This window comes from Mesorhizobium sp. M0761, from assembly GCF_040320205.1.
GTDB lineage: Bacteria > Pseudomonadota > Alphaproteobacteria > Rhizobiales > Rhizobiaceae > Mesorhizobium.
Map to the genome: position 1 here is coordinate 173,036 of NZ_JAMYPF010000007.1, position 23,502 is coordinate 196,537.

Below are 23,502 nucleotides of genomic sequence, written 5' to 3' on the forward strand. Positions count from 1 at the left end.
GGAGGATGCAATGAAAACCATGAATCGCAGGTCTGCAATTGCCCTCGGTCTGACGACCGCCGCGGTAGCGCCTTTGTTCACCTTGGCGGCATCGGCAAAAATCAAGAAATACGGCCCGAAAGAGGGCAAGGAGATTGCGCCCGGTGTCAGGGTGGTGGAGGTCGGCACCGGCAATGCAGACATTCCCGCCTACAAGAGCATCGCAATTATCGACGTTGTGTTTCAGCCCGGAGCACATGCTCCTCAAACCGTGATGGACAACGACATGGTGTGCACCATTACCTCAGGTGCATTCACGATCAAGAAAGCGGACAAGGAATTCAAGCTCAAGACGGGTGATATGTACACCTGCTCCAAGGGCAAGACCGATGAAGCGACGAATACAAGCAAGGAGGTCGGCGTGCATCGCATCGCCGTATTGATACCCGCATAGCAGATGGAATTCCGGCCGGACCACGCCGTCGCGAGTCCGGCCGGCCAGACGAGGCGATCTCGTTCCGTCGTCAGCGCGGCCATCTCACGCCAGCCACTCCCTGATCGCCGGGCGGGCGGGAACGGCGCGCATGTGGTCTTCGCGCTATGGCTTTGTTTGGGCATGATCTTTTGGGGAAGCTGGCTTGGTTTCAAAATCAACGGCTAGGTCGAATGGCTGATCAATCAGCGCATCCACGTGGCCAATACGGAGATCGAAACCGCACGAGTTTTGCCGGCCACCAGGCGGTGTTCGAGGCGATCGAGCGCCGCGACCCGGAAGCGGCCGGCCAAGCGATGCGGGCGCATCTGGAAAACGCCCGGAGCAAGTTCAATTCAGGTTCGGGCAGATTCGACTAGCCGGCAGACGCGGCAGCGCTCTGGCGCAAAGCAAAAAGCCCGCCGTTCAAAGCCGGCGGGCTCCCTTCAATCATACAGCGCGATCCGGTCGCCGATAACCAGGACGACCGAATTTCGGCCTTCAGCGGCTGGTTGCGCTCAGGGGGCGGGCTTCGACGGGTTTGAAGCGACCAGCGATCCGAGTTTGCCGGCTTTGGCCAGACTCGGCTTTTCGTAAGTTTTCTTCACAGAATCCCTCCTCTAATGGCATCAATTTCCTCTGCCAGGCCTGTTTTGTCAAATCTGGCAGCAGTCCGTCACAGGTCCCGGCGGCAATTCGTGCCGTTACGCCGGCTCGCGCTTGAGCGCCTGCGCCATGCAGTGAATGCCGCCGCCGGTCTTGGAAATCTCGCTCATGTCGACGGCAGCAACCTCGAAGCCGCGTGCCTTGAGCTGGCCGATCAGCGACTGGCTCGACGTCGGCGCGATGACCCTGTCCTTGCCCAGCGACATGAAGTTGCAGCCGAGCGCCATCGTGTCCTGGAAGGGCACGTCGATGATCTCGTGGCCCTTGCCCTTCAGCCAGTCGACGATGCCGGGCTCGGTGCAGGCGAGGCACACCGCGGTGAGCTTCTCGGCGATCGGCACCACCATCAGGTCGATATGGACGTAATATTCGTCGATGAAGGCGAGGCGCGTTTCCCAGCCTTCCTTTTCGAACCAGTCCTGCACCTGGCGGGCGCCCTCTTCCTGAGTGCGGGCGCCGCCGCAGCCGATCAGCACCACGCCCTCCTCGATGACGTTGAAGTCGCCGCCTTCGAAGGTACCAGCCGTGACCATGTCGTAGATGGGGATGCCGAGCTTTTCATAGGTGCGGATGGCGGCATAGTTCTCGCCGCGCCGCCACCAATTGGCCATGGCGGTGATGAAGGCGCCGTAGGGCGTCATGACGCTGGAGTCTCTGGAATAGACCTGCATCGGCAGTTCCGGCGTCGGCTCGTGCCAGTGGATGTTGACGCCGAAATGCTCATAGGCGGCGACGAGGTCCTTGTGCTGCGCCTGGGCGATCTGAACGTTGCAGGGCGCTTCGCGCAAATGCTTGCGCGACAGCGAGCTGGTCGAGAGGTGGCGCAGGAAGTTTGGCGAGCCGAGCAACACGTCTGTCAGCACGTCGGTCTCGTTGGCAAAGCCCCATGATGTCAGCGGCTTGGTGCCGCCGGCGGGATTGCGGCGCTGCAGCGAGAACGGTTCGGCGACGATGCGATCATGGACGGTCATAAGGTTCTCCTCGATTTGACTATGCAGCTTGATTGGATTGGCTGCTCGGAATCCACCAATCGCGTCCGCGCGCGGTGGTGACATATTCCGGCCAGCGGAAATTGATCGGCGGGTCATAGTCGCAAAGCGGCGCGATCCAGTTGGAGCCACCAATGCCGCCGCCGGTGCGGGTGACGAATTCGTCCATGGCCGCATCGCGCGCGGACTTGTCCTCGAGCAGGCGGAGGGCTGCAAGCGCAACCGTCTTGGCGGCGCAAATGACCATCGGGTCGATGGTGGCCGAGATACCGCCCAGCGCGTTCATCGCCCAGGATGGATAGGCATGGCCATTCGCCGAGCGCAGCGCCGGGCGGGCGACATAGAAGCGTGCGGTCGGCGTGTGCCACGACATGTCGGTGTAGTCGTCGGAGGTCGAGTTGATCTGCGACGGAGGCAAATCGCGGCGCAGGATTGCCTCGGCCTCTTGCGGCGCAACCAGCCGCTCCATCTCGTCGATGAAAGGGTTGTCGGTCGCGGTGCCGCCGGCATTGACCTGGACCTCGCGACCGATCGCTTTCGCCGCCTCGTCCCAGCTCGGAGCGCCAACGGTGGACAGCGCCTCACAGGCAATCCCCGCCATGGCGTGATTGGCGAGGCCCGGCCTCGACTTCGACACCCAATGGCGCTCATAGCGACAACCGCTGATCGCCGCGGCCGCGGCCGCATTACGGTCGAGCACCGCGGTGACCTGCTCTGCCATGGCAATGGTCGGCACGCGGATCATGTACTGGATCTCGGCCAGCCCCGCCGGCAGATTGTCGGCGGTCGCCTGCCCGGCGGTGAGGATCGCCTCGCTGATCGACCAGCCGCCCTGGTGGGGCAGCATGGAATCGCGCAGCGCCTTGGAGGTCATGTACATCGCCATCAGCGCGTCATTGGCACCGGGCGCCCGCACCGCCGAATGCGCCTGCGGGATCGGCGCGCCATCGCTTGCGCGAACCCAGTTTTCGGGTTCGTCGCAGACAAAACGGTAGATCATCGCGTAGGCCGCGCCGCAATGCGTGTCCCAGCGCGCCGTGTTGCAGAGCGGCAGCATATAGAAGGGGTGGAAGGAGATCATGCCGGCAAGGCCGTCATAGTAGCCCTTGGCCGCATGGATCGGCTTCGAGCCCCTGACCTTCTCGGCCGGCTCGCCGGTGAAGCGCAACGTCCCCTCGATGCCGTGGCGTTGCATTGCCGCCTTGGTGGCGAGAAGTCCGCCGAGGCCGGCAATGCCAAGCCCGGAATGCGGATCGGTGTGGCCGCCGGCCTCGCTGCCGAGGCCCGGCCGCGATCGCTTCACCGTTGCCGCGTCCTGGCAGTTGCCGGGCACGGCGTCGTATTCGCCGTACATGCCGATGGTCGGCCCCGGGCCGTTCGTCCAGTGGGCGCAAAAGGCGGTCGGCATGCCGGCCGACCCTTCCTCGACCGAAAAGCCCTCATGCTTCAGCCGCGCGACATACCAGGCCGCCGACTGGTATTCGCGCCAGGCTGTTTCGCCGAAATCGAAAATGGTGCGCGTCCACGCCGACAGCGACGGCTGGATGCCATCGAGACAGGCAAGCGCGGTGGCTTGCGCCGAGGTCGTCACCGGTTTCTCCATGCGGCCCAAGAAAGCAGTGAAGCGGCATTGCAAAAAGTGATATGTTTTTCCGGTTCATGCAAATTCGGTTCACCTGAGGCCTCTTGCGAATACCTTCCACACAGGCGCTGCGCGCCCTCGACAGTTTTGCCCGTCACGGCAGCGTCTGGCGCGCCGCCGACGAACTGCACCTCACCCGCAGCGCCGTCAGCCATCAGTTGCGGCTGCTCGAACGCGACCTCGGCTTCGACCTGCTGGAGCGCATCGGCAAGGGCGTGGCGCTGACACCGCGCGGCCAGCGCTATGCCGCCGATGTGAGAAAGGCGCTGACGGTGCTCGGCGATGCGGTGACGCGCCAGGCCGGCACGGGCGTCGGCGGTTCGTTCGCCGTTTCCTGCACGCCGGGCTTCGCCTCTCTGTTCCTGTGCACGCACATCGGCGAGTTCCGGCAGATGTATCCAGACGTGGCGCTGTCGATCCTGACGCCGCGGCGGCTGGACGATGTCAGCAATCCGGACGCCGATGCCTTCATTGCCTTCGGCGTCGGCAACTGGCCGAACCGCTCGGTGGAGTTGCTGTGCGAAATCTCGTTCACGCCACTTTGCAGCCCGACACTGCTCAACAAGGTCGGCGGCTTTTCAAAACCGGCCGACGTGCTGCGCGCCAATCTCCTGCATCTCGGCGACACCGAGGACTGGGCGCGCTGGCTGGCGCTGTCCAAGGTGGAAAACCCCGACACCGAAAGCGGTATCTTCTTCTCGGACATGAACCTCGTCTTCTCCGCGGCGATCGCCGGACAAGGCATCGCAATGGGCGACGAACTGACCAGCCGCCGCGCGCTCAGCGAAGGCCGTCTGGTGCGCCCCTTCGACATCGCGATCCCCTCGCCGCGCTCGTATTTCCTGGTGTCGGAACATGCCAAGGCCAGCCACCCGGTGCTGGAAGCATTCAATGGCTGGTTGAGGTCGAAGCTGTCGGAGAACCGGATCAGCCCGTACTAGCCTCCCATCCGTGAATCAAATTTGCCGATCAGGCGAAAACTATTCGGTTGCGGTGAGCCGGCGCACTGCCCTACGCTCAAGCCACGATCAAGGAAGAGGCAGGATGCAGCAACCCGGCCGGGCCGCAGAGATCAAGGCAATCGGGATCGGCAAGAGCTTCGGCTCGTTCCGGGCGCTGGACGACCTGACGCTCAATATCGGCCGCGGCGAGTTTTTGACGCTGCTCGGCCCCTCCGGCTCGGGCAAGACCACCTTTCTGATGATCCTGGCAGGCTTCGTGCAACCGACCGCCGGCAAGCTTTTCAGCGACGGTTTCGACATCACCGATCGGCCGGCAGAGCAGCGCGCCGCCGGCATGGTGTTCCAGGGTTATGCGCTGTTTCCGCATATGTCGGTCGAGGCCAACATCGCCTTCCCGCTCAAGGTACGCAAGAAATCGGCTTCCGAGATCAAGCGCCGCGTTGCCGAGATGATCGAGCGCGTCGGCCTCAAGGGCCATGAGACGAAACTGCCGGCGCAGCTTTCCGGCGGCCAGCAGCAGCGCGTGGCGTTGGCCCGCGCTTTGGTGTTCGAACCCGGCGTGCTGCTCCTCGACGAGCCGTTCTCGGCGCTCGACAAGAGCCTGCGCGGCCAGATGCAGGCCGAGATGAAGCGGCTGCATCAGGAGACCGGCACCACCTTCGTCTTCGTCACCCACGACCAGAGCGAGGCGCTGGCGCTGTCGTCGCGCGTCGCCATCTTCAACCACGGAAAATTGCTGCAGGTCGGAGCGCCGGACGAGGTCTACGACCGGCCGGACAACCGCTTCGTCGCCGAGTTCCTTGGCGAGATCAACATGCTGCCGTTGAAGGGGGTCAAGCCCGCCGACAATGGCTCGACGGGCCTCTGCGAGGACCGCGCGGTCAACATGCTCTGCAAGGCCGAGAAAGTCCGTGGCGATGCGATCCTGGCGATCCGGCCCGAGCATATGTCGATCGCGCGCGAAGCCGCCGCCGGCGAGAATGGCATCGCCGCCACCGCCATCGGCTCGACCTATCTGGGTGCGGCGACCAAACTCGATCTGACGACGCGCCAGGGCGCCAAGGTGACCGTCTCGGTGCCGAACGAGGTCGCCGCGGCTGCACTCAGCAAAGGCAATTCCGTCTGGCTGACCTGGCCGGCGGAAAAGGGTTTCCTCCTTCCGGACGGAGGATGACGACGAGAACGGCGAAGTCTTCCAGCAAAGAATCTGGAGCGCGCCATAACCACCGGAACCAACAACGAAAAAGGGGAACTAAAATGACAGACCAAAGCAAAAAACAAGCCATGGACGGGCTATCCGCCCGGGCTGTGCGCGGCGAGATTTCGCGCCGGCAATTCACCCAGCTTGCAGCCTTCGTGCTGGCCGGCACGCCGATGCTGCTGCGCTCGACCGGCGCCTTTGCACAAGCCAAGGAACTGGTGCTGGTCAACTGGGGTGGCGATGCCCTCACCGCTTATGACGCCGCCTATGGCCAGGCCTTCACCAAGGACACCGGCATCGCCGTCAAAATGGACGGTTCAGGCCCGACCGAAGGCGCGATTGCCGCACAGTTCAAGAGCGGCGCGCCGACCTGGGACCTTGTGGACGTCGACCCGTTCTCGGCCATCACGCTCGGCGCGCAGGGTGCGCTCGAGCCGATCGACTACGCCGTCGTCGACAAGAAGAAGATGCGCGAGGGGTTCGGCTGGGAATACGCGGCGTCGACCTATTTCTTCTCCTATGTCATCGCCTATGACTCGGAGAAATACGGCAAGGACGCGCCGACCGGCATGGCCGACTTCTTCGACGTGAAGAAGTTTCCGGGCAAGCGCTCGCTCTACAAATGGGGCGTGTCGAGTTGGGAAGCCGCACTTCTCGCAGACGGCATCGCGCCGACCTCGCTCTACCCGCTCGACCTGAAGCGCGCGCATGACAAGATCGCCGCCTTCAAGGAAAACGTCGTGGCTTACTGGGGCGGCGGCGCCGAGAGCCAGAGCGTGCTGCTCAACGGCGAAGCCTCGATGGCGATCGTGTGGTCGACCCGCGCCTCGCTGATCGAGCAGGACTCGGGCGGCAAGATCAAGTTCATCTGGGATCAGGGCCTGATTTCGCCCGGCGCGCTGGCCGTGCTCAAGGGCAACCCCGGCGGCAAGGACGCAGCGATGAAGTTCATCGCCAGCGCCCAGGATCCGGAGAAGCAACTGGTGATGTTCGACAAGCTTGGTCAAGGTCCGGCCAATCCGGCCGCCGACGCGCTGATCCCCGCCGACAAGAAGCGCATCAACCCGGTCGATCCCGAAAACATGAAGAAGCAGATCGCGCTCGACATGGATTGGTACGCCAAGAATTACGGGGCAGCACTCGACGAATACACCAAGATCATCTCGGCCTGACCAGGCGGGGCACGAGCTTCGATGAGAGGCACCCTCTCCGACAGGATGGGCGCGGCGGTGCTGATGGCGCCGCTGCTCCTGTTCCTTGTGCTGGCCTACGCCTGGCCGTTCCTCGGCGTCGTCAAGTGGAGCGTCACCTTGCCGACACCGGGGCTCGGCCAGTATGGCGCGCTCGCCACCGATGCCCTGGTGCAGTCTGTGTTCATCCGCACGCTGCGCATCGCGCTGATCGTCACCGTGGTTTCCGTGGCGGCGGCATACGCCATCACCATGGTGTGGGTGCGCGGCAGCCCGGCACAGCGCATAATCGCTGAATTCTGCATTCTCGTCCCCTTCTGGATCTCGGTGCTTACCCGCGCCTTCGGCTGGGTGGCGCTTTTGTCCAACCGCGGCCTGATCAACACCTGGCTGCAATCGATCGGCTTCATCTCCGAGCCGCTGGCGCTGGTGCGCAACGAGTTCGGCGTCATCGTCGGCATGACGCATTTCCTCATTCCCTTCGCGGTGTTCCCGCTGGCCTCCGCCATGCGCAGCCTCGACGAGCGCGTGCTGCTCGCGGCGCGCGGGCTCGGCTCCAGCCGTATGCGCACCTTCTGGACCGTGTTCGTGCCGATGACGCGCTCCGGCATCATCGGTTCGGCGATGATCGCGTTCGTCTTCTCGCTCGGCTTCTTCGTCACGCCGGCGATCCTCGGCGGCGGCCGCAGCGTGATGATCGCCGAGCTGATCTACCTCAGGATATTCCAAAGCCCCGACTGGGGACTGGGTGCGGCGATCAGCGTCGTGCTGGTGCTGTTCGTCGGCGCGCTCATGGCGCTGCTGTTCCGCTATGTCAGACCGAAGCAGCTGATCTGATGCCGACCTATCGCCCCGGTCCCGTCTCGCTGATCCTCGCCGTGCTGGTGGCGCTGTTCCTGCTGCTGCCGCTGCTGGCGGTCATCCCGGTGTCGCTGACGCCAAGCCGCATGCTGGCTATGCCGACGGGCGAACTGTCGCTGCGCCACTACCGCGCGCTGATCGAGGATCCGCGCTGGCTCGACGCCATCCTGCTGTCGGTCCGCATCGGCATCGTCAGCAGCGTCATCTCGACCGTGCTGGCGCTGTGCTTCAGCCTTGGCGTCTGGATGTTCCAGCCGCGCTTCACGGCCACCCTTGTCGGCTTCGTGCTGTTGCCGATGGTGGTGCCGCCGGTGGTCTCGGCGATCACGCTCTACTTCCTGCTGACGTCGATCTCGGGCATGAGCTCGTTCTTCGGCTACGACACCTGGCTCGGCGTCGCCATGGCGCATTCGGTGATGACGGTGCCTTTCGCCACGGTGCTGATCCTGGTCTCGCTCAGCCAGCTCGACCGCCGCATCGACCTTGCCGCGCGCGGCCTTGGCGCCGGCGTGTGGGAACGCGCCACGCGCATCATCATGCCCAACATCAAGTTCGGCATCGTCACCGCCGCGCTGCTGTCCTTCGTGCTGTCCTGGGAAGAGATCGGCGTCACCCTGTTCATCACCTCGGTCAACGCCATCACGCTGCCGCGGCTGATGTGGATGGGCCTGCGCGACAACATCGACCCGGCGATCGCCGCGCTCTCGGTGATCCTGATCATCATCACTGTGCTGGTGCTGGCGGTGAGGACTGTGGTGGTGAAGATGCGCGGCGGGCACTGAGCCAAGGTGGCCAACAACAATCGGCGATAGCCAAGCCGCTGTGTGAAGGGCGTTACGGACGGTGAGCGCCGGGTACATTACGCGGCGTCATGGGAAACCTGCCGCTGGTGACATTTGCCTTCGTGTCGGTGCTCGGAATGGCGGTTCCGGGACCGGACGTCGTGCTCGCCATCACCAACGGCTCCCGCTACGGTTTTCGACGCGCGTTTCTCGGCATGGCCGGCGTCGTACTGTCTGATTTCGTTCTTATCAGCATCGTCGCGCTGGGCTTCGGCGCTCTTCTGCTGGCTTCGGAATTCTATCTCTCGGCTCTCAGGATGTTCGGCGCGGGCTATCTGCTTTTCGTCGCCATCGGTACCCTGCGCGCCGCATCCCGACCTTCGTTCAACCCTAACCTTCCCGAAACACGCCATTCAGCCAAGGCACTCATTGGGCGCTGCTTCCTGGTGGCGGTCACAAATCCGGCGGCCTGGCTGCTTTTCCCCGCGATCCTGCCGCATTTTGTCCGCGTGGATGAGCCGATCGCGATCCAGTATGGCATCCTGGCCATTATCGCCGCGCTTGCCGATGTGTTTGTGCTGACGTTTTACGCAGCCCTTGGCGCGCGGGCTGCAAGGCTTCTGGCTGGGCCAAACGCCGTGTGGATCGACCGGTTTTACGGTATCGCCCTGCTTGGTCTTTCGAGCACTTTGATCCTGCAATCCCTCGGCCATCTGAGATAGTCGACACAGGAACACACAGGCCCGGATTTTAGCAATCGGTCCGCAGTCAGCTTGCGAAGAATCTCGACAGCCTTGCAGCCGTGTCTTCGGGTGCTCTTCCGGGAAGAAATGCCCACCCTTGACCGAGCCGCCTCCGACGTTATCAGCCCATTGCCGCCAGATCGCCAACGGGCCGCCCTCCTCCGCATACCAGTTCTCCAACCCGCCCTCGCCGCTCCAGAGCGCAAGCAGCGGGCATCTGATGCGACAGCCATTAGCCTGGTCCTGCGCGTCGTGCTCGCGGTCGATGCCTGCGGCGGCGCGATATTCCTCGCAGATGGCGTGGGCATGGGCGGGATCACGCAGCGCCTCGATATAGGCGGCCCTGACCTCAGCGGGAAAAGCATCTGGAGCCGAGCCCCAGCCGGCGATCGCATTGTCGACAACTGCGTCGGGTGCTGCGGACAACAGGCGCTCAGGCAGCGGTTCCGGCTGGGCGAGCAGGCTCCACGGCCAGAAGGCCAGCGCCAACCTGGCATCGGCCCGATCCCAGGCGGAGGTCGTGGGGACGATGTCGAGAACGGCGACTTTCGACACGGTTTCGGGATGGTCGAGCGCCAGCCGGTAGGCGACGCGACCGCCACGGTCGTGGCCGGCAACCATGAAACGGTCGAAACCGAGAACGTCCATAACCTGCACCATGTCGCGCGCCATCGCTCGTTTGGAATAGGCGGCATGATTGGCTCCGGAAGCCGGACAGGCGCTTTGTCCGTAGCCTCTCAGATCGGCGGCAACCACGCTGAAGTGCGGCGCCAATGCCACGGCGATGTCCCGCCACATAACATGCGTTTCGGGAAAGCCATGCAGGAGCAGCAGCGGCGGCCCTGAGCCACCGGCCCTGACGAAGATCGATGTCTCCTCCATTTGAACGGTCCTGGCGTCAAAGCCCGCAAACATCAGCTGCCGCCAACCATTCCGTGGCTGGAACGGATTCGCAGCACCTGGACACCCTTCGGCAATTCGATCAGGAACTCCTTGTCGCGGTCGAGATGGTGGATGCTTTGCGGATCGCCGCCGGTAAAGGCGGCCATCGCCTCGACGCTCTCCCAATAGGAGATGGTGATGAATTCCGAATGCGTCGGCGTGTCCTCGCGAAAAGTCTGCACGCCCAGCGCTTTCTCGATCAGCGGCTTGATACCAGCCTCGTAATTGTAGCGCTCATAGGCGTCGGCCTTGTCGGGCAAGGTCCTGCCGCGCCAGATGCGCGCAATGGTCGGGGTTGTCGGTGCCATCAGCAACAAACGCCTGAACGCGAGCCGCGTTCCGAACATCTCGACTGGTGGCAGCCGGATCGCGGTCCGAACCTGCGAGCAGAGGCCGGCCAAGTTGACTAGCTGTCGCGGTCAATGCACAAGGAGCCATGGTCTGAGGGCGGGACGGTGACGCATCGGTCTGCAAAACCGACGTAGTGGGTTCAATTCCCACTCAGGCCTCCACACTATCTCTTTGAAGTTGTTGGCGATCCCGACAGGATTCGAACCTGTGACCATCGGCTTAGAAGGCCGGTGCTCTATCCAGCTGAGCTACGGGACCGCTGGCCGGCATTTGATATCTTGGCCGGCTGGTGTCTATGTGCCAGGCGCTGACCGCCGGTCAATGCGTCCAGGGTATCCTGCGGTCATAGCGGAAATTTTCCGCATAGGAAATCTGCCGGCGCTTGGTCTCTTTCGGCTCCTCGACACGGAAGGCCAGCCCCTGCTTTTCGGCATAGGCCACCGCTTCTTCCCTGGTGTCGAAGGTCAGCCTGATCTGGCTCAGCATGTCGCCCGATGTGGTGTAGCCCATCAGCGGGTCGATCTTCTTGCGTTGGGCGGGATCGAATTCCAGCACCCAATGGCCGGTCTTGGCCTTGCCGGACTGCATCGCGGTTTTGGCTGGGCTGAAAATTCGCGCGGACATGGGCACCTCGTAGCTGCGTTGGCGGTAGCGCCGCCTTATTTCAGTCAATACTGTGCAACACTGCCGACGGCAAGGCCGAAGCGGCCTGCAACCAGGCCGCTTCGGCAGCGGCATCGGCCCGATACACTGGCGTAGCATCAAAAGTCATGGTCATGATGGCGACACAAAGAGGCATGGACGCAGGGATTTTGCACGCCGAGGCCGACAGCCAAGCGATTTTCGACGGCGCGATCGTGATCGGCGCCGGGGCAGCCGGCTTGACCGCAGCCCATGCGCTGCTCAAGACCGGCGTGCCTGTGATGGTGTTGGAAAAGGAAGCCCGGCTGGCCGAGCCATGGCACGGGCGGCACGAGCGACTGCATCTCAACACGCATCGCGACCTTTCGGCGCTGCCGGGCGTTTCCTTTCCTGCCGGCACCCCTGCCTTTCCGCACCGAAACACCATCATCGGCCATTTGAACGAATTCCACGCCATGCACCGGCTGCCGGTCGAGTTCGGCATCGCGGTCGAGGAGATTGGCTTCGAGGGCGACCACTGGCTTGTGCGGACCAGTGCCGGGCCGCGGCTGGCGCGCCATGTCGTCATCGCCACCGGGCGCGACCGGCAGCCCTTCATCCCGGCCTGGAAAGGCATGAAGGCCTTTGCCGGACGCATCATCCATTCGGCCGCATTCGGTAACGCCAAGGCCTATGCGGGCAAGAAAGTGCTGGTCGTCGGCGCCGGCAATTCCGGCTTCGACGTGCTCAATCACCTGGTGGCAGCCGACGCGGGACAGATCTGGCTGTCGGCGCGCAACGGTCCGGCACTGCTGCCCAAGCGCCTCGGCCAGATCGCCGTCCACCGGTTTTCGCCGATCCTGGCGCGGCTGCCGTTCAAGCTCGCCGATGCGGTGATGGCGGCGACGCAGCGATGGGCCTTCGGCGACCTCACGGCCTACGGCCTGCCGCCGACGCCTTCGGGCGGCGCAAGCCGGCTGGCGTCGGATTATACCGCCATCGCGACCGATGACGGCGCCGTCGATGCCATCAAGGACCGCAGGATCATCGTGCTGCCAACCGTGCGGGAATTTACCGGCGACACGGTCGTTTTCGACGATGGCGCGACGATCCAGCCCGATATCGTCATCGCCGCGACCGGCTACCGCACCGGGCTCGAGGCCATGCTGGGCAGGCTCGGCGTGCTCGACCAAAAGGGCGTGCCGCTGTTCAACGGCGCCGACAGCGACCCGAAACTGCCGGGCCTGTGGTTCACCGGCATGCGGCCAAGCATCCGCGGCTGCTTCGCCAATGCTCGCATCCAGGCCAAGGCGATCGCAGCCAGGATTGCGCGGGAGCGCAGACCGCCAAGCCCCGTTTGATGTTTTAGGGGTTGCGCGACAGGGTCCGGAACCGTATACGCCGCAGGGCCTCGGAGTGTAGCGCAGCCTGGTAGCGCATCTGGTTTGGGACCAGAGGGTCGGGAGTTCGAATCTCTCCACTCCGACCATTTTTTCCCACAAAGCCAGTCCTTGCCCAAGGTCACTCCCAAGGTCGCCAATGGCTGCCTCGCCGGTAGCGCATGGCGGCACGCATTGCCCAAGCAGCAGCCGCTCGCCGATCGGACCCTACATTGGAACACCAGTTCGCTCCGAGAGTTGTGTATGTTCAACCCAAGGAGCAAACAATGAAAACCCTTCTCATCGCCTCGATGATCGCGTTCGCCGGAACGGCGGCTTTGATCGCACCGGCGCAAGCCGCCAGTCTGACTATCCAGTCCGATGACGACGATCAATATTCGTCCGACGATGGCGATATACAGATTCTTCGCCATCACCAGCGCCACAAAGACTATAGCGACGACTATGGCGACGACTACAGCGACAACCAGGATGGCCAATGGCGGCGCCACCATCGCCATCACCGCTGCCATATCGAACTGGTCAGGCACTGGCGCCATCACCACAGGGTCGTCGAAGAGGTCAGGGTCTGCGGCTGATCCGATCGCTTTAGACCTGCTACGGCCGAGTTTGGCGACCGGAGCACCAATCTGACCTAAAGCGCGTCTCATTTGAACGGACTCACGCGACGCGCTTGAGGTCTTGTTTGATGCATGTTTGATGCATGCGGTTCTCTCAAAACCGGGGCCACTTGAGCGACATGCATCAGGCGCCCGTGTCATCGAACAGCATCCCTTCGGCGGGTTTGGCTAAAAATCGACGCAGGGATAATCCCCTCGCTTCCACTTCTATCGCCGGTCTAAAAGCGCGTCGCGCTGAAACGTATCCAGGCGACGCGCTTTGATTTTTGTTTTGATGCATGTCGTTCTCTCAAAACCGGGACCACTTTTGAGCGACATGCATTAGACTCCGGGCAAGGGGAGATTCTGGATGCTTGGTCTCGAGGCATGGCTTTCGCTGATTGGCCCTGCCTACTTCGCTTACATCGGCATCACGGTTCCGTTCGTCGTCGTCTGGGCCATTATCTGTGCGGCCCTGTGGATCTGGAACAACCGGCCGAGCAAGAGGCAAGGCCCTCCCCGCTCGTGGCCCGCCAGCGTGCTGTTCTTTGTCGTCGTTGCCGCGTGCTACGTGGCAGCGCATACGGTGGTCTATCTGCTGGTCCGGTATCTGGCGGCGTTGTGGGCATAAACGTAGCTCTATAGAGCGCTCTCGATATCGGTCTTCGAAAAATCGTCGCCAACATAGAGTAAGCGGCAGGCTCGATCCTTTGCCACTTCATAGGCAAAGCAATCGCCGAAATTGAGCCCGGCCGGATGAATACCCTTGCCCCATCGCCCATACGCCTCGGCTATGCGTCGGCCAGAGGCTGGTGTCACCGCCGTGACCTCGAAGCCGAGCCCGTCGATCAGGCCGGCCATTTCCTCACCGACATTGCGCCTATCCGCCACGATCAGCGCCTCGGCCACTGTGCCAGCCGAGATCAAAATATCGTCTTCGGCTTCCAGCGCCGCAATGCAGGCACTGGATTGAGGTTCGGCAAGAACGATCGCCATCAGGGCCGAGGTATCGACCACGATCATTCGGGCAGGCCATCAGCGCCATAGAGGAAATCCTGGCTCCGCGCGGCATCCGACCCGGCCTTTGCCTTGGCAGCGCCGGATGCTCGCATTGCCTCCAGCAATGCCCGGCGGCCTTTCCTGTCAGGGGCAGCCTTCACGGGAACAAGGCGCACGGCTGCATGACCATGGCGGGTCAGGATAATTTCATCCCCAGCCTCGGCACGACGCACCAGTTCGGTGAGCTGCCCCTTGGCGTCTGTAACGGATACCTGCATTGACCGCTCCTTTATGGACCATGCTCTGGTCCATATCCAAAAAGTAGACCATCTAATGGTCCATTTCAATGCAGGACGATGAGATCTTGCGGCTTGGTGAAGTCTGAATGACAGCTGGCGCGCAATCGTAGGCCTTGCGGCGATTCTATCTGAAGGTAAGCTCGCCGGGCGAGAACCCCAATCATCACTCCCGGCGAGCCTACAACCCGATCAGGAACGCGATCAGGACCGGGGTCAGCCGGCAAACGCAGTGTTGCAAGATGGATGCCAGAGGTTTCTTCTCGAAATGGGACAGGAGCGGAGTCTTCTCCTTCCACTGCCTAAACCTCGAACTCGCCCTGCCCTTCATCCATGGCGCTGACGATCTCGGCGGCGAGCGCCCTGGTGATCGGCGTCTTGCGCTCGAGCGCGGTGCGGTCGAGGCGCTCGACCACGCGCATGGCGGTGGCCAGCGAGCGCTCGATGCGGCGCACCAGATATTGCACGACGTGCGGCTCGACCTCGACTTGGCGGTCGGCGAAGAGTTTGGTGATGACGCCGGCCAGAAGCAAATCGTCCGGTTCGTGGATCTCGACTGTTGCCGCCGCCTTCAGCCGCGAGGCGAGATCGGGCAACGTCACCCTCCAGGCGGCGGGGAAGCGCCGCGCAGTCAACAGCAAGGTGGCCCCGGCGCCGCGCACTTCATTGATGAGATGGAACAGGCCCGCCTCGTCGATGGCTGTCTTGTCGACATCGTCGATCAGCGCGGGCCTGCCGCCAAGCCCGGTGATGGCATTGCCGATGCGCTGGGCATCGACCGCCACAGCGTTGGCCCGCGCCTGCCAGATCGAACCCAGATGTGTCTTGCCGGAGCCAGCCGGGCCAGCGAGCACGATCACCGGCGATGGCCAGTCCGGCCAGCGGTCGACAAGGGCTGCCGCCTCACGGTTGGTGGCCGACACCACCAGTTCGTCGCGCGAATAGCCGGTGCCATGCCCAAGGTCTAGCGGCAGCTGGCGCGGCGGTTCGGTCTTTTGATCCGCCACGTTCAGCCGCGCGGCGAGCGGTGGCCGCCGCCGCGATCGGCAGGCAGCGGCGGGACGGGCTCGGTGGAGTGTCCCTTGTAGAGCGGCGATTCGAGATAGCGGGCAATGGCAAAGCGCACCAGCACGGCAACCGCCGCCGAAGCAGGAACGGCGATCAAAAGGCCGACGAAGCCGAACAGGGCGCCGAAAGCGAACAGCGCAAACATCAGCCAGACCGGGTGCAGGCCGACGCTTTTTCCGACCAATCTGGGCTGCAGGATGTTGCCTTCGATGAACTGGCCGATGAAGAACACGACGGCGACAGCAACGATCATGGTCCAGTCCGGCCAGAACTGGACGAAGGCGACGCCGACGGCCAGGACCAGTCCGGTCAGCGAGCCGACATAAGGGATGAACGAGATCAGCCCGGCGAAGAGGCCGATGAGGATGGCGAAATTCAGCCCGGTCAGCGTCAGGCCGGTGGCATACATGCCGCCGAGCACCAGGCACAGCGTGCCCTGGCCGCGCACGAAGCCGGCGGTCGCGGTGTTGATGTCCCTGGAGATCGCCCTGACCGTCCCGACATAATCGCGCGGCACCCAGCTGTCGACGACCGCCACCATGCGATCCCAGTCGAGCAGCATGTAGAAAGCGACAACCGGAGTGACCACGAACAGGCTGACCACCGACACCAGAGCAACGCCGGAACTCCAGATCGAGGTGAAGACGGTGCTCAGCAGGCCGAAACCGGACGTGAGCAGCGAATTCAGCCCGTCGCGCAGGCCATTGGCATTGACGCCGAATTTCTGCTCCAGCCATTTCGGATCGAAGCTGGTGATCAGCGACTGCAGCCGGGTCAGATATTCCGGCAGCTTGCTGGCGAAATCGGCCATCTGCGTGGCCAGTACCGGAACCAGGATGACGAAGGCCAGCACCAAAAGGACGATGAAGGCAATCAGGATGACCACCGTCGCCATCAGCCGGGAGAGGCCGAGGCGTTGCAGCCGGTCGGCGACCGGGTCGAGAAAATAGGCCAGCACCATGCCGGCAACGAACGGCAACAGGATGCTGGAAAAAATGTAGAGGAACAGCGCCAGGAAGATTGCCGTGCCCAGCCAGAAGAAAATCTGGCGGCGAAACGCCAGGGACGCAGCCGCGTCTGCTAACGCGGCAGTCGCGGCATTCTTGTCAACTACCCGGGGTGGAGCCTTCGCCATAGCCGCTCATATGCCTCAGCCAAGCCACGAGATAGGCCGCGGCCGAAGCCATGGTCAAGACCCCGGACAGCAATATGAGCGCAGGCCTGAGCGGGTCGAGGTGGAGGCCAAGGGCAAGTTCGCCCAGCACCACGGCGCCAGCACGATCTGGGCGGCGGTGTTGGCCTTCGACACATAGAGCGGCTTCATCTCGACCGGATGCGCCATGACCGTGGACAAAAGCACGGCGCAGATGATCAGCGCATCGCGTGACACCATGGTCACCACCAGCCACAGCGGCAATTGCCCGATGAAGCCCATGACCACGAACACCGAGACCAGAAGCACCTTGTCGGCCATCGGATCGAGATAGGCGCCGAGTTTCGAATGCTGGTTGAAGCGGCGGGCGATGAAGCCGTCGACGCCATCGGAAATTCCGGCAACGAGAAATCCGGCAAAGGCCCAGTCCCAGCGCATGTTCAGCATCGCCAGCACCAGCACGAAGCGCAGGATGGTGATGAGGTTGGGAATGGTCAAAGGCATGTCCCGCCATGCTTGTTCTGCAGATAGATGATGGAGATGGATTGTGGCTGCAAGGACCAGCGGTGAAGGGGCGACTGTCCACGTATTTATCCTGGGCAAAAGCCCGGTATCCTGTCGTCATCCTTGCCCCCCGAAACCATTCATGCGAAGAGCCGCCGAGGGAAACAGGGATGCGCCGACGATGAGCAAGGGCGACCGGGCCAAGCGCAAGAACGGGCTCACCTATGCCGAGGCGGGCGTCGACATCGATGCCGGCAACCTCATGGTCGAGAAGATCAAGCCGCTGGTGCGCGCGACGCGCCGGCCGGGCGCCGATGGCGAGATCGGCGGTTTTGGCGGCCTGTTCGACCTCAAGGCGGCGGGTTTCACGGATCCGGTGCTGGTCGCCGCCAATGACGGCGTCGGCACCAAGCTGAAGATCGCCATCGATGCCGGCAAGCACGACACGATCGGCATCGACCTCGTCGCCATGTGCGTCAACGACATCGTCGTGCAGGGCGCCGAGCCACTGTTCTTCCTCGACTATTTCGCCACCGGCAAGCTCGACCCCGACCAGGGGGCGGCAATCGTCGGCGGCATAGCAATCGGCTGCCGACAGGCCGGCTGCGCGCTGATCGGCGGCGAGACCGCTGAAATGCCCGGCATGTATAACGACAAGGATTACGACCTTGCCGGCTTCGCCGTCGGTGCGGCCGAACGCGGCCAGTTGCTGCCGACCGACGATATTGTCGAAGGCGACGTGCTGCTTGGGCTGGCTTCCTCGGGCCTGCATTCGAATGGCTTTTCGCTGGTGCGCCGTATCGTTGCCGTCAGCGGGCTTGCCTGGAGCGATCCGGCGCCGTTCAACGACGAAGCGACGCTGGCCGAGGCGCTGCTCGAGCCGACCCGCATCTATGTGAAGTCGGTCCTCAAGGCCATCCGCAACACGCATGGCATCAAGGCACTGGCCCATATCACCGGCGGCGGCTTTCCCGAAAACATTCCGCGCGTCCTGCCCAAGGACTTTTCCGCAGAGCTCGATCTCAATGCCATCGATGTGCCGGCGGTGTTTTCCTGGCTGGCGAAGACTGGCGGCGTGGCGCCGGAGGAGATGATGCGCACCTTCAACTGCGGTATCGGCATGATCCTCGTCGTCGCCTCCGGCCAGGCCGCACAGGTCGCAGCCGTGCTGCAGGAGGCCGGCGAGACGGTGACGCCGATCGGCCGCATCGTGCCGCGCCGCGACGCCGGCGTCATTTATCGGGGCTCGATCGGCCTATGAGCAGGAAACGCACGGTTGTTTTGATCTCGGGACGCGGCTCCAACATGACGGCGCTGATCGCGGCGGCCAGCGACCCGGCCTATCCGGCCGAGATCGTTGGCGTCATTTCCGACCGGGCCAACGCCGCCGGCCTCGGCATCGCGGCCGCGCGCGGTATCCCGACCAAGGTCATCGTGCGCGCCGACCATGCCAGCAAGGAAGCCCATGATGCGGCGATCGACGCCGCGCTGATTGCATTCAACGCCGAGATCGTGGCGCTGGCCGGCTATCTGCGCATCCTGTCCCGCGGCCTGGTCGAGAAGTGGCAGGGGCGCATGATCAACATCCACCCTGCCCTGCTGCCGGCCTTCAAAGGCCTGGACACGCATGCGCGCGCCCTGCGCGCCGGCATTCGCATTCATGGCTGCACGGTGCATTTCGTCACATCAGAGATGGATGACGGCCCGATCATCGCGCAGGCAGCGGTGCCGGTGATGGTCGGCGACAACGAAGACACGCTGGCCGCCAGAGTGCTGAAGGCCGAGCACCGGCTTTATGCGCTGGCGCTCGGGCTGCTCGCCGACGGCAAGGCGCACATGGAAGGCGGTCGCACCGTGCTGGCACATTTCGCCGACGATGCCGAAAACGGAACTTCCGTGGTGATGGCGCCCGACCCGCTGCGCGAAGAACGCGATCTCGAACATCTGGCGCGGATCACGCCGTAGGCCGACATTGGCGACACCGAGACAATTGCTCCTGCTGCGCCACGCCAAGTCGAGCTGGGACGACCCGGCGCTTGCTGATTTGGACCGGCCGCTCGGGCCGCGCGGGCTGAAGACGGCGCCGCTGATGGGGCGCGAACTGGCGCGGCGCAGTTGGCCGCCTGACCTGGCGCTGGTGTCGCCGGCGCTGCGTACGCGCGAGACATGGCGGCTGGTCTCGGCGGAACTGTCGGCGAGCGTAACGGTGGAGTTCGCCGAGGCGCTTTTCGAAGCCACGGCTGGCGACATTCTGGCCGAGCTGCAGCAGGCAGTCGCATCGGCTAGCTGTCTCCTGGTGCTCGGCCATAATCCCGGCCTGGAGGACTTTGCCCGCCGGCTCGCCGGTCCGCGATCGGGTGTGGCTGCTCTCAGGAAACTTGAAGAGAAATTCCCGACCGGCGCCCTTGCCCGCTTTGTCATCGACGGCGACTGGGCGGATCTCGGCTTCGGCGCGGCCCGGTTGACGCATTGCATCCAGCCGAAGGATCTAAGCTAGACCAAGCTGCCTAACGGGCTAGCCGCAGGTGACAGCCGCAAACCGTGTTTTGAAAAGACCACGGTCAAACAAGGAGATAGGACCAATTGCTGGCGGATTGATTCAAGATCTTTGCGGCCCGAGTCGATTGCATAAAAACAAGAGCGGTGGGCCGGGCCCACCGCTCTTTGTGGTCGTAGATTTCTCAGAAAATCAACGACCCCAGATGCCCTGGCCGGATTGCGGCTGGTTCGAGTCGCCCTTGATCGTGAAATCGCCGAGGCTGGCCGGCTTGCGGATCGAGGCGGTATAATTGTGATCGATGTTGCCGGCGGGCGCTGTCACAGCAGGCTGGTTGACGCCGTCGGAGCCGTAGTGGTCGCTGCCTGCGAAAGCGGTGCCGGTGGCAAGGAGGATGGCAGCAGCGGTAAGTGCGATCTTGGTCATTTCAGGTAATCCAGATTTTTCAGTTCTGTCCGTCAAGTGGCGTGCCTTGGGAGGAATTCGCGTCGCTCGGACCACCCCGAAATGGGTGTGCGTTGCTGCCATTGCCAATCACAAAAATGTGCGAACCGAACCGTTCGGTTCGGTGTGGGAAGGCGCGAAATGGCGTAGTTGTTGCTATATTCTATTCTCTAGGCGGCTCCGACCTCGCAACGCCCCTCGTTGCGTTACCCTTGCATCTCAAAAGGTCGTGAAGCCCAGTACGTCGCGCATGTCGTATTCGCGGGGCGGCCGGACGGCGACCCAGCGTGCTGCCGCAATGGCGCCGCGCGCGAACATCGAGCGGTGGCCCGCCGAATGGGAAAGCGTGAGCGTCTCGCCCTCGGCCAGCAAGCTCACGCTGTGCTCGCCGACGATGCTGCCGCCGCGCAGCACGGCAAAGCCGATCTCGCCGGCAGGGCGTGGACCTGTAAGGCCGTCGCGGATGCGTTTCGCCACATCGTCCAGCCTGACGCCATGTCCGCGAGCGGCCGCCTCGCCCAGCATCAGCGCCGTGCCCGACGGTGCGTCGACCTTCATGCGGTGATGCGCTTCCAGGATTTCGATGTCGGCGGCGGGACCAAGTGCTCGCGCCGCCTGCTCGACCAGCCCGGTCAGCATGCTGAGCCCGAGCGAGTAGCTGCCGGAGCGAACGATGGCGACGGACTTCGAAGCAGCAGCGATGGCGGCGAGATCGGCCGGCTCGAAGCCGGTCGAGCCGATGACCAGCGCCGGGCCGCCGCGGGCCGCGCAAGCTTGTGCAAGATCGACGGAGGCCGCAGGCGTGGTGAAATCGATGACGACATCCGCAAGCGCCAGTGCTTCGTCGCGCTCGACCAGCCCCTCACCGATGCTGCCCGGCCTGTGAAAGCGGGCGACGAGCGTCAGCCTGGGATCGGCCTCGACGGCCAGCGCCATCTGGCTGCCCATGCGCCCGTTCGCGCCGGCTATGGCTATTTTCAAAGGATGCGGCATGGCGGCTTTCACTGGAAATGCGAGTCGCAACAATGATCTACCATGCCGCCCTGCCAGATTGATTCAGCCGGCGCCATGCGTCTTGAGCATCATGCCGGCGATGTCCTTGACCAGCTTGGCGGCAACCAGCGCGGTGAGATTGGAGACGTCCTGGCTTGCATTGTATTCGACGACATCGGCGCCGACGATGGGCTGGTCGATCCGCTGGATCAGGTTGATCACTTGCCGGGTTGTAAGACCACCGGGTTCGCGGTGCGACACGCCGGGCGCACAAGCCGGGTCGAGGCCGTCGAGATCGACCGAGAGATAGACCGGCGTCTTGAGATCGAGCTGCAGATCCTCGCTGAAATGCCGCGCCTCGATCATTTCGACGCCGAAGCGCTTGAGCTGGTCACGAAGCTCATCATTGAGGGTGCGCAGGCCGATCTGGATCAGCCGGTCAGCCAGCCCCTCCTCCAGGATGCGCGCGAAGGACGAGGTGTGGGACCGCCTGTTGCCCTGATAGGCATCGTAGATGTCGGGATGGGCGTCGATCTGGACGATCGTTAGCCTGGCATGGCGGCGGCGCACGGCACGCAGCACCGGCCAGGCGATGGCATGATCGCCGCCGAGGCTGATCAACGGGTGGCCGGCATCCAGCGCGCGGCCGACCTCGGCCTCGATTCGCTCCCACGGATCGCCGGCGCCTGAAAAGTCGATGTCGCCGTGGTCGACGAAACTGTCCGCCACATCGAAGCCGGTTTCGCTCCACGAGCTGTGCGCGTCGCTTTTGAGTTCCCGCCGGATCAGGGCCGGCGCTGCGGCCGCGCCCTTGAGATAGGACGAGTTCTCGTCATGCGGTATTCCCAGAAGCGAAACCCTGGTCATCGGCGTGCGATCTCCGGCAACAGGCAATCTCCCTAAACCCGGCAGCTGGCTTGGCGATAGCAGTGCCGCTTGGGCCAGTTGCGAAGGCGATCAGGCGTCATTTCCCGATCGCGCCGCCCAGTCTTTGCCTGACGATCGCGATATGGAAATCCGTGCCGTGCAACAGCCCGTCATCGTTGAAGTCGTAGCTGGAATTGTGCAGCGGCGGCGAGGTCTCGCCATTGCCGAGGAAGACGAAGCAGCCCGGTACGTGATCGAGGAAGCGGGCGAAATCCTCCGAGGCGGTCATCGGCTCCGCCGCGATGCCGGCGGCGCCATCGGCCAGCACGCGCCTTGCGGCGACAAAGGCCGCGTCCACCAGGTCGGCATCGTTCTGCAGCGGCACGAATTCCCTGCTATAGGTCACGTTGGCGGCGACATTGTAGGCGGCGGCGGTACCCGCTGTGATGACCCGCATCTGGCGCTCGATCTCGGCGCTGACCTCGGGACGAAAACTGCGGGCGTCACCGAGGATGCGGGCGAGGCCGGGCAATGCGTTGCGGGTGCCGTCGGTGATCAGTTCGGTCACCGAAACCACCGAAATGTCGGCCGGGCTCAGCCGGCGCGAGACGATGGTCTGCAGATTGGTGACCAGCGCGCAGGCGGCGACCAGCGTCTCGTTCCCGGAATGTGGCCGCGCCGCATGGCCGCCGATCCCCTTGAGCACGATCTCGAAATTGTCCTCCGCCGACATGAACGGGCCGGCGCGGGTCTCGAAATGTCCAATGGGCAGGCCCGGCATGTTGTGCAGGCCAAAGATCTCGTCGAAGGGGAAGCGCTGCAGCAGCCCGTCATCGAGCATTGCCAGCGCGCCCTTGCCCCACTCCTCGGCCGGCTGGAAAACGAAACGCACGGTGCCGTCGAAACCACCCTCGGCGGCCAGCAGCTTTGCCGCGCCGAGCAGCATGGTGGTGTGGCCGTCATGGCCGCAGGCATGCATGATGCCTGGGTTCTGCGAGCGATGGGCGGTCGCGGACTGCTCGGTGATGCGCAGCGCATCCATGTCGGCCCTGAGCGCAATCGCCCGGTTGCCGCTGCCGCGCTTCAATGTGCCAACGACGCCGGTGCCGCCGACCCCCTCTGCAACATCGTCCAGCCCGAATTCGCGCAGCTTCGCGGCGACAAAGGCAGCGGTGCGCTTTTCCTCAAAGCCGAACTCGGGGTGCGCGTGCAAATCGCGCCGCCAGCCGGTCATTTCCTGCTTCAGCACATCACGATCGAGCTCAGCCATTTTCTCCCCGA

At 63.6% G+C, this 23,502-nt stretch carries 26 protein-coding genes, 3 tRNA genes and 2 pseudogenes; 16 read left to right on the top strand and 15 right to left on the bottom strand.

The genetic code is table 11. The features are described from left to right. Positions 1–10: 10 nt before the first annotated feature. Both NKI32_RS14370 and NKI32_RS14375 read left to right on the top strand, forming a co-directional pair. Positions 11–433: a hypothetical protein gene (locus NKI32_RS14370; RefSeq protein WP_023684778.1), complete on the top strand. Its 423-nt coding sequence runs from the start codon at positions 11–13 to the stop codon at positions 431–433. A 212-nt stretch (positions 434–645) separates the two neighbouring features. After that, on the top strand, positions 646–831 hold the full coding sequence (locus NKI32_RS14375) for an FCD domain-containing protein (RefSeq protein WP_353002877.1): 186 nt from the start codon (positions 646–648) through the stop codon (positions 829–831). A 324-nt stretch (positions 832–1,155) separates the two neighbouring features. Here NKI32_RS14375 and NKI32_RS14380 read toward each other — a convergent pair whose 3' ends face one another. Both NKI32_RS14380 and NKI32_RS14385 read right to left on the bottom strand, forming a co-directional pair. Beyond that, positions 1,156–2,088: a dimethylarginine dimethylaminohydrolase family protein gene (locus NKI32_RS14380; RefSeq protein WP_023693913.1), complete on the bottom strand. Its 933-nt coding sequence runs from the start codon at positions 2,086–2,088 to the stop codon at positions 1,156–1,158. 19 nt (positions 2,089–2,107) lie between these two features. Beyond that, positions 2,108–3,709 carry a zinc-binding metallopeptidase family protein gene (locus NKI32_RS14385; protein ID WP_353002878.1) on the bottom strand — a complete coding sequence of 534 codons (1,602 nt, stop codon included), beginning with the start codon at positions 3,707–3,709 and terminating at the stop codon, positions 2,108–2,110. Positions 3,710–3,792: 83 nt separating this feature from the next. On the opposite strand from NKI32_RS14385, the gene NKI32_RS14390 reads away from it, so the two are divergent. From NKI32_RS14390 to NKI32_RS14415, 6 genes are all read left to right on the top strand, one after another. Next, the gene (locus NKI32_RS14390) at positions 3,793–4,689 is read left to right on the top strand and encodes a LysR substrate-binding domain-containing protein (protein ID WP_023705214.1); all 897 of its coding nucleotides are present in this window, start codon (positions 3,793–3,795) and stop codon (positions 4,687–4,689) included. Positions 4,690–4,792: 103 nt separating this feature from the next. Then, positions 4,793–5,884: an ABC transporter ATP-binding protein gene (locus NKI32_RS14395; RefSeq protein ID WP_023727814.1), complete on the top strand. Its 1,092-nt coding sequence runs from the start codon at positions 4,793–4,795 to the stop codon at positions 5,882–5,884. Between the two features lie 83 nt (positions 5,885–5,967). After that, entirely contained in the window at positions 5,968–7,083 is a 1,116-nt protein-coding gene (locus NKI32_RS14400; protein WP_353002879.1) for an ABC transporter substrate-binding protein, read from the top strand. Positions 7,084–7,104: 21 nt separating this feature from the next. After that, a complete protein-coding gene (locus tag NKI32_RS14405) occupies positions 7,105–7,938 on the top strand; it encodes an ABC transporter permease (protein WP_353002880.1) in 834 nt (277 codons plus the stop codon). Further along, positions 7,938–8,744: an ABC transporter permease gene (locus NKI32_RS14410; protein WP_023695543.1), complete on the top strand. Its 807-nt coding sequence runs from the start codon at positions 7,938–7,940 to the stop codon at positions 8,742–8,744. Before NKI32_RS14405 ends, NKI32_RS14410 begins: the two co-directional genes overlap by 1 nt. Before the next feature lie 137 nt (positions 8,745–8,881). Further along, on the top strand, positions 8,882–9,466 hold the full coding sequence (locus tag NKI32_RS14415) for a LysE family translocator (RefSeq protein WP_353002909.1): 585 nt from the start codon (positions 8,882–8,884) through the stop codon (positions 9,464–9,466). A 46-nt stretch (positions 9,467–9,512) separates the two neighbouring features. Here the strand turns inward: NKI32_RS14415 and NKI32_RS14420 are convergent. Together NKI32_RS14420 and NKI32_RS14425 are read right to left on the bottom strand one after the other, a co-directional pair. Then, positions 9,513–10,402 (bottom strand): annotated as a pseudogene (locus NKI32_RS14420) (alpha/beta fold hydrolase). Beyond that, complete coding sequence (locus tag NKI32_RS14425) at positions 10,402–10,737, bottom strand: antibiotic biosynthesis monooxygenase family protein (RefSeq protein ID WP_031195175.1); 336 nt, start codon at positions 10,735–10,737, stop codon at positions 10,402–10,404. The pseudogene NKI32_RS14420 and the gene NKI32_RS14425 overlap by 1 nt, the downstream one beginning before the upstream one ends. A 130-nt stretch (positions 10,738–10,867) precedes the next feature. On the opposite strand from NKI32_RS14425, the gene NKI32_RS14430 reads away from it, so the two are divergent. After that, a tRNA-Cys gene (locus tag NKI32_RS14430) sits at positions 10,868–10,941 on the top strand. A 20-nt stretch (positions 10,942–10,961) separates the two neighbouring features. Here the strand turns inward: NKI32_RS14430 and NKI32_RS14435 are convergent. Continuing rightward, a tRNA-Arg gene (locus NKI32_RS14435) sits at positions 10,962–11,038 on the bottom strand. Between the two features lie 60 nt (positions 11,039–11,098). Next, a complete protein-coding gene (locus NKI32_RS14440) occupies positions 11,099–11,404 on the bottom strand; it encodes an ETC complex I subunit (RefSeq protein ID WP_023670294.1) in 306 nt (101 codons plus the stop codon). 173 nt (positions 11,405–11,577) lie between these two features. Here NKI32_RS14440 and NKI32_RS14445 point away from each other — a divergent pair, with 173 nt between their 5' ends. From NKI32_RS14445 to NKI32_RS14460, 4 genes are all read left to right on the top strand, one after another. Then, positions 11,578–12,762, top strand: a complete 1,185-nt coding sequence (locus tag NKI32_RS14445; RefSeq protein WP_023826949.1) for a flavin-containing monooxygenase — start codon at positions 11,578–11,580, stop codon at positions 12,760–12,762. Positions 12,763–12,813: 51 nt separating this feature from the next. Next, positions 12,814–12,890, top strand: a tRNA-Pro gene (locus NKI32_RS14450). A gap of 177 nt (positions 12,891–13,067) precedes the next feature. Continuing rightward, positions 13,068–13,379 carry a hypothetical protein gene (locus NKI32_RS14455; protein ID WP_023689055.1) on the top strand — a complete coding sequence of 104 codons (312 nt, stop codon included), beginning with the start codon at positions 13,068–13,070 and terminating at the stop codon, positions 13,377–13,379. Between the two features lie 391 nt (positions 13,380–13,770). Continuing rightward, positions 13,771–14,031 (top strand): hypothetical protein, encoded by a 261-nt coding sequence (locus NKI32_RS14460; protein ID WP_023701878.1) that lies wholly within the window; start codon positions 13,771–13,773, stop codon positions 14,029–14,031. A gap of 8 nt (positions 14,032–14,039) precedes the next feature. On the opposite strand, the gene NKI32_RS14465 is transcribed toward NKI32_RS14460, so the two are convergent. From NKI32_RS14465 to NKI32_RS14485, 5 genes and pseudogenes are all read right to left on the bottom strand, one after another. Continuing rightward, positions 14,040–14,423, bottom strand: a complete 384-nt coding sequence (locus tag NKI32_RS14465) for a type II toxin-antitoxin system VapC family toxin (protein ID WP_023819147.1) — start codon at positions 14,421–14,423, stop codon at positions 14,040–14,042. Continuing rightward, complete coding sequence (locus NKI32_RS14470) at positions 14,420–14,677, bottom strand: type II toxin-antitoxin system Phd/YefM family antitoxin (RefSeq protein WP_023711889.1); 258 nt, start codon at positions 14,675–14,677, stop codon at positions 14,420–14,422. Before NKI32_RS14470 ends, NKI32_RS14465 begins: the two co-directional genes overlap by 4 nt. 320 nt (positions 14,678–14,997) lie before the next feature. Continuing rightward, positions 14,998–15,702 carry a DnaA regulatory inactivator HdaA gene (gene hdaA, locus NKI32_RS14475; RefSeq protein ID WP_353002881.1) on the bottom strand — a complete coding sequence of 235 codons (705 nt, stop codon included), beginning with the start codon at positions 15,700–15,702 and terminating at the stop codon, positions 14,998–15,000. Positions 15,703–15,704: 2 nt separating this feature from the next. Then, entirely contained in the window at positions 15,705–16,898 is a 1,194-nt protein-coding gene (locus tag NKI32_RS14480; RefSeq protein WP_023695549.1) for an AI-2E family transporter, read from the bottom strand. Beyond that, positions 16,870–17,414 (bottom strand): annotated as a pseudogene (locus tag NKI32_RS14485) (CDP-alcohol phosphatidyltransferase family protein). The gene NKI32_RS14480 and the pseudogene NKI32_RS14485 overlap by 29 nt, the downstream one beginning before the upstream one ends. A 187-nt stretch (positions 17,415–17,601) precedes the next feature. Here NKI32_RS14485 and purM point away from each other — a divergent pair. Genes purM through NKI32_RS14500 form a run of 3 tightly spaced genes read left to right on the top strand, consistent with a single transcriptional unit; the run spans position 17,602 to position 19,917 of the window. Further along, positions 17,602–18,681, top strand: coding sequence for a phosphoribosylformylglycinamidine cyclo-ligase (gene purM, locus NKI32_RS14490; protein ID WP_023738653.1), 1,080 nt, complete (start codon positions 17,602–17,604; stop codon positions 18,679–18,681). Then, complete coding sequence (gene purN / locus NKI32_RS14495; RefSeq protein WP_352510923.1) at positions 18,678–19,385, top strand: phosphoribosylglycinamide formyltransferase; 708 nt, start codon at positions 18,678–18,680, stop codon at positions 19,383–19,385. Before purM ends, purN begins: the two co-directional genes overlap by 4 nt. Positions 19,386–19,392: 7 nt before the next feature. Next, positions 19,393–19,917 (top strand): SixA phosphatase family protein, encoded by a 525-nt coding sequence (locus NKI32_RS14500; protein ID WP_353002882.1) that lies wholly within the window; start codon positions 19,393–19,395, stop codon positions 19,915–19,917. Between the two features lie 192 nt (positions 19,918–20,109). Here the strand turns inward: NKI32_RS14500 and NKI32_RS14505 are convergent, their stop codons facing one another. The 4 genes from NKI32_RS14505 to NKI32_RS14520 form a co-directional block, all read right to left on the bottom strand. After that, positions 20,110–20,343: a DUF680 domain-containing protein gene (locus NKI32_RS14505; RefSeq protein ID WP_352510925.1), complete on the bottom strand. Its 234-nt coding sequence runs from the start codon at positions 20,341–20,343 to the stop codon at positions 20,110–20,112. Between the two features lie 237 nt (positions 20,344–20,580). Then, entirely contained in the window at positions 20,581–21,354 is a 774-nt protein-coding gene (gene dapB / locus NKI32_RS14510) for a 4-hydroxy-tetrahydrodipicolinate reductase (RefSeq protein WP_352510926.1), read from the bottom strand. A gap of 63 nt (positions 21,355–21,417) precedes the next feature. Continuing rightward, positions 21,418–22,221: an agmatinase gene (speB, locus tag NKI32_RS14515; protein ID WP_352510927.1), complete on the bottom strand. Its 804-nt coding sequence runs from the start codon at positions 22,219–22,221 to the stop codon at positions 21,418–21,420. A gap of 97 nt (positions 22,222–22,318) precedes the next feature. Next, positions 22,319–23,491 carry an amidohydrolase gene (locus NKI32_RS14520; protein ID WP_353002883.1) on the bottom strand — a complete coding sequence of 391 codons (1,173 nt, stop codon included), beginning with the start codon at positions 23,489–23,491 and terminating at the stop codon, positions 22,319–22,321. Between the last annotated feature and the right edge of the window lie 11 nt (positions 23,492–23,502).

Excerpts from the sequence above, each read along its gene's own strand:
- NKI32_RS14455 (WP_023689055.1), top strand. The coding sequence starts at position 13,068 with ATGAAAACCCTTCTCATCGCCTCGATGATCGCGTTCGCCGGAACGGCG.
- NKI32_RS14465 (WP_023819147.1), bottom strand. The coding sequence starts at position 14,423 with ATGATCGTGGTCGATACCTCGGCCCTGATGGCGATCGTTCTTGCCGAA.
- purN (WP_352510923.1), top strand. The coding sequence starts at position 18,678 with ATGAGCAGGAAACGCACGGTTGTTTTGATCTCGGGACGCGGCTCCAAC.
- NKI32_RS14370 (WP_023684778.1), top strand. The coding sequence starts at position 11 with ATGAAAACCATGAATCGCAGGTCTGCAATTGCCCTCGGTCTGACGACC.
- NKI32_RS14415 (WP_353002909.1), top strand. The coding sequence starts at position 8,882 with ATGGCGGTTCCGGGACCGGACGTCGTGCTCGCCATCACCAACGGCTCC.
- NKI32_RS14445 (WP_023826949.1), top strand. The coding sequence starts at position 11,578 with ATGGACGCAGGGATTTTGCACGCCGAGGCCGACAGCCAAGCGATTTTC.
- purM (WP_023738653.1), top strand. The coding sequence starts at position 17,602 with ATGAGCAAGGGCGACCGGGCCAAGCGCAAGAACGGGCTCACCTATGCC.
- dapB (WP_352510926.1), bottom strand. The coding sequence starts at position 21,354 with ATGCCGCATCCTTTGAAAATAGCCATAGCCGGCGCGAACGGGCGCATG.
- NKI32_RS14380 (WP_023693913.1), bottom strand. The coding sequence starts at position 2,088 with ATGACCGTCCATGATCGCATCGTCGCCGAACCGTTCTCGCTGCAGCGC.
- NKI32_RS14440 (WP_023670294.1), bottom strand. The coding sequence starts at position 11,404 with ATGTCCGCGCGAATTTTCAGCCCAGCCAAAACCGCGATGCAGTCCGGC.
- NKI32_RS14520 (WP_353002883.1), bottom strand. The coding sequence starts at position 23,491 with ATGGCTGAGCTCGATCGTGATGTGCTGAAGCAGGAAATGACCGGCTGG.
- NKI32_RS14425 (WP_031195175.1), bottom strand. The coding sequence starts at position 10,737 with ATGGCACCGACAACCCCGACCATTGCGCGCATCTGGCGCGGCAGGACC.
- NKI32_RS14460 (WP_023701878.1), top strand. The coding sequence starts at position 13,771 with ATGCTTGGTCTCGAGGCATGGCTTTCGCTGATTGGCCCTGCCTACTTC.
- NKI32_RS14375 (WP_353002877.1), top strand. The coding sequence starts at position 646 with ATGGCTGATCAATCAGCGCATCCACGTGGCCAATACGGAGATCGAAAC.
- NKI32_RS14470 (WP_023711889.1), bottom strand. The coding sequence starts at position 14,677 with ATGCAGGTATCCGTTACAGACGCCAAGGGGCAGCTCACCGAACTGGTG.
- NKI32_RS14400 (WP_353002879.1), top strand. The coding sequence starts at position 5,968 with ATGACAGACCAAAGCAAAAAACAAGCCATGGACGGGCTATCCGCCCGG.
- NKI32_RS14480 (WP_023695549.1), bottom strand. The coding sequence starts at position 16,898 with ATGGCGAAGGCTCCACCCCGGGTAGTTGACAAGAATGCCGCGACTGCC.
- NKI32_RS14405 (WP_353002880.1), top strand. The coding sequence starts at position 7,105 with ATGAGAGGCACCCTCTCCGACAGGATGGGCGCGGCGGTGCTGATGGCG.
- NKI32_RS14395 (WP_023727814.1), top strand. The coding sequence starts at position 4,793 with ATGCAGCAACCCGGCCGGGCCGCAGAGATCAAGGCAATCGGGATCGGC.
- NKI32_RS14505 (WP_352510925.1), bottom strand. The coding sequence starts at position 20,343 with ATGACCAAGATCGCACTTACCGCTGCTGCCATCCTCCTTGCCACCGGC.
- NKI32_RS14410 (WP_023695543.1), top strand. The coding sequence starts at position 7,938 with ATGCCGACCTATCGCCCCGGTCCCGTCTCGCTGATCCTCGCCGTGCTG.
- speB (WP_352510927.1), bottom strand. The coding sequence starts at position 22,221 with ATGACCAGGGTTTCGCTTCTGGGAATACCGCATGACGAGAACTCGTCC.
- NKI32_RS14385 (WP_353002878.1), bottom strand. The coding sequence starts at position 3,709 with ATGGAGAAACCGGTGACGACCTCGGCGCAAGCCACCGCGCTTGCCTGT.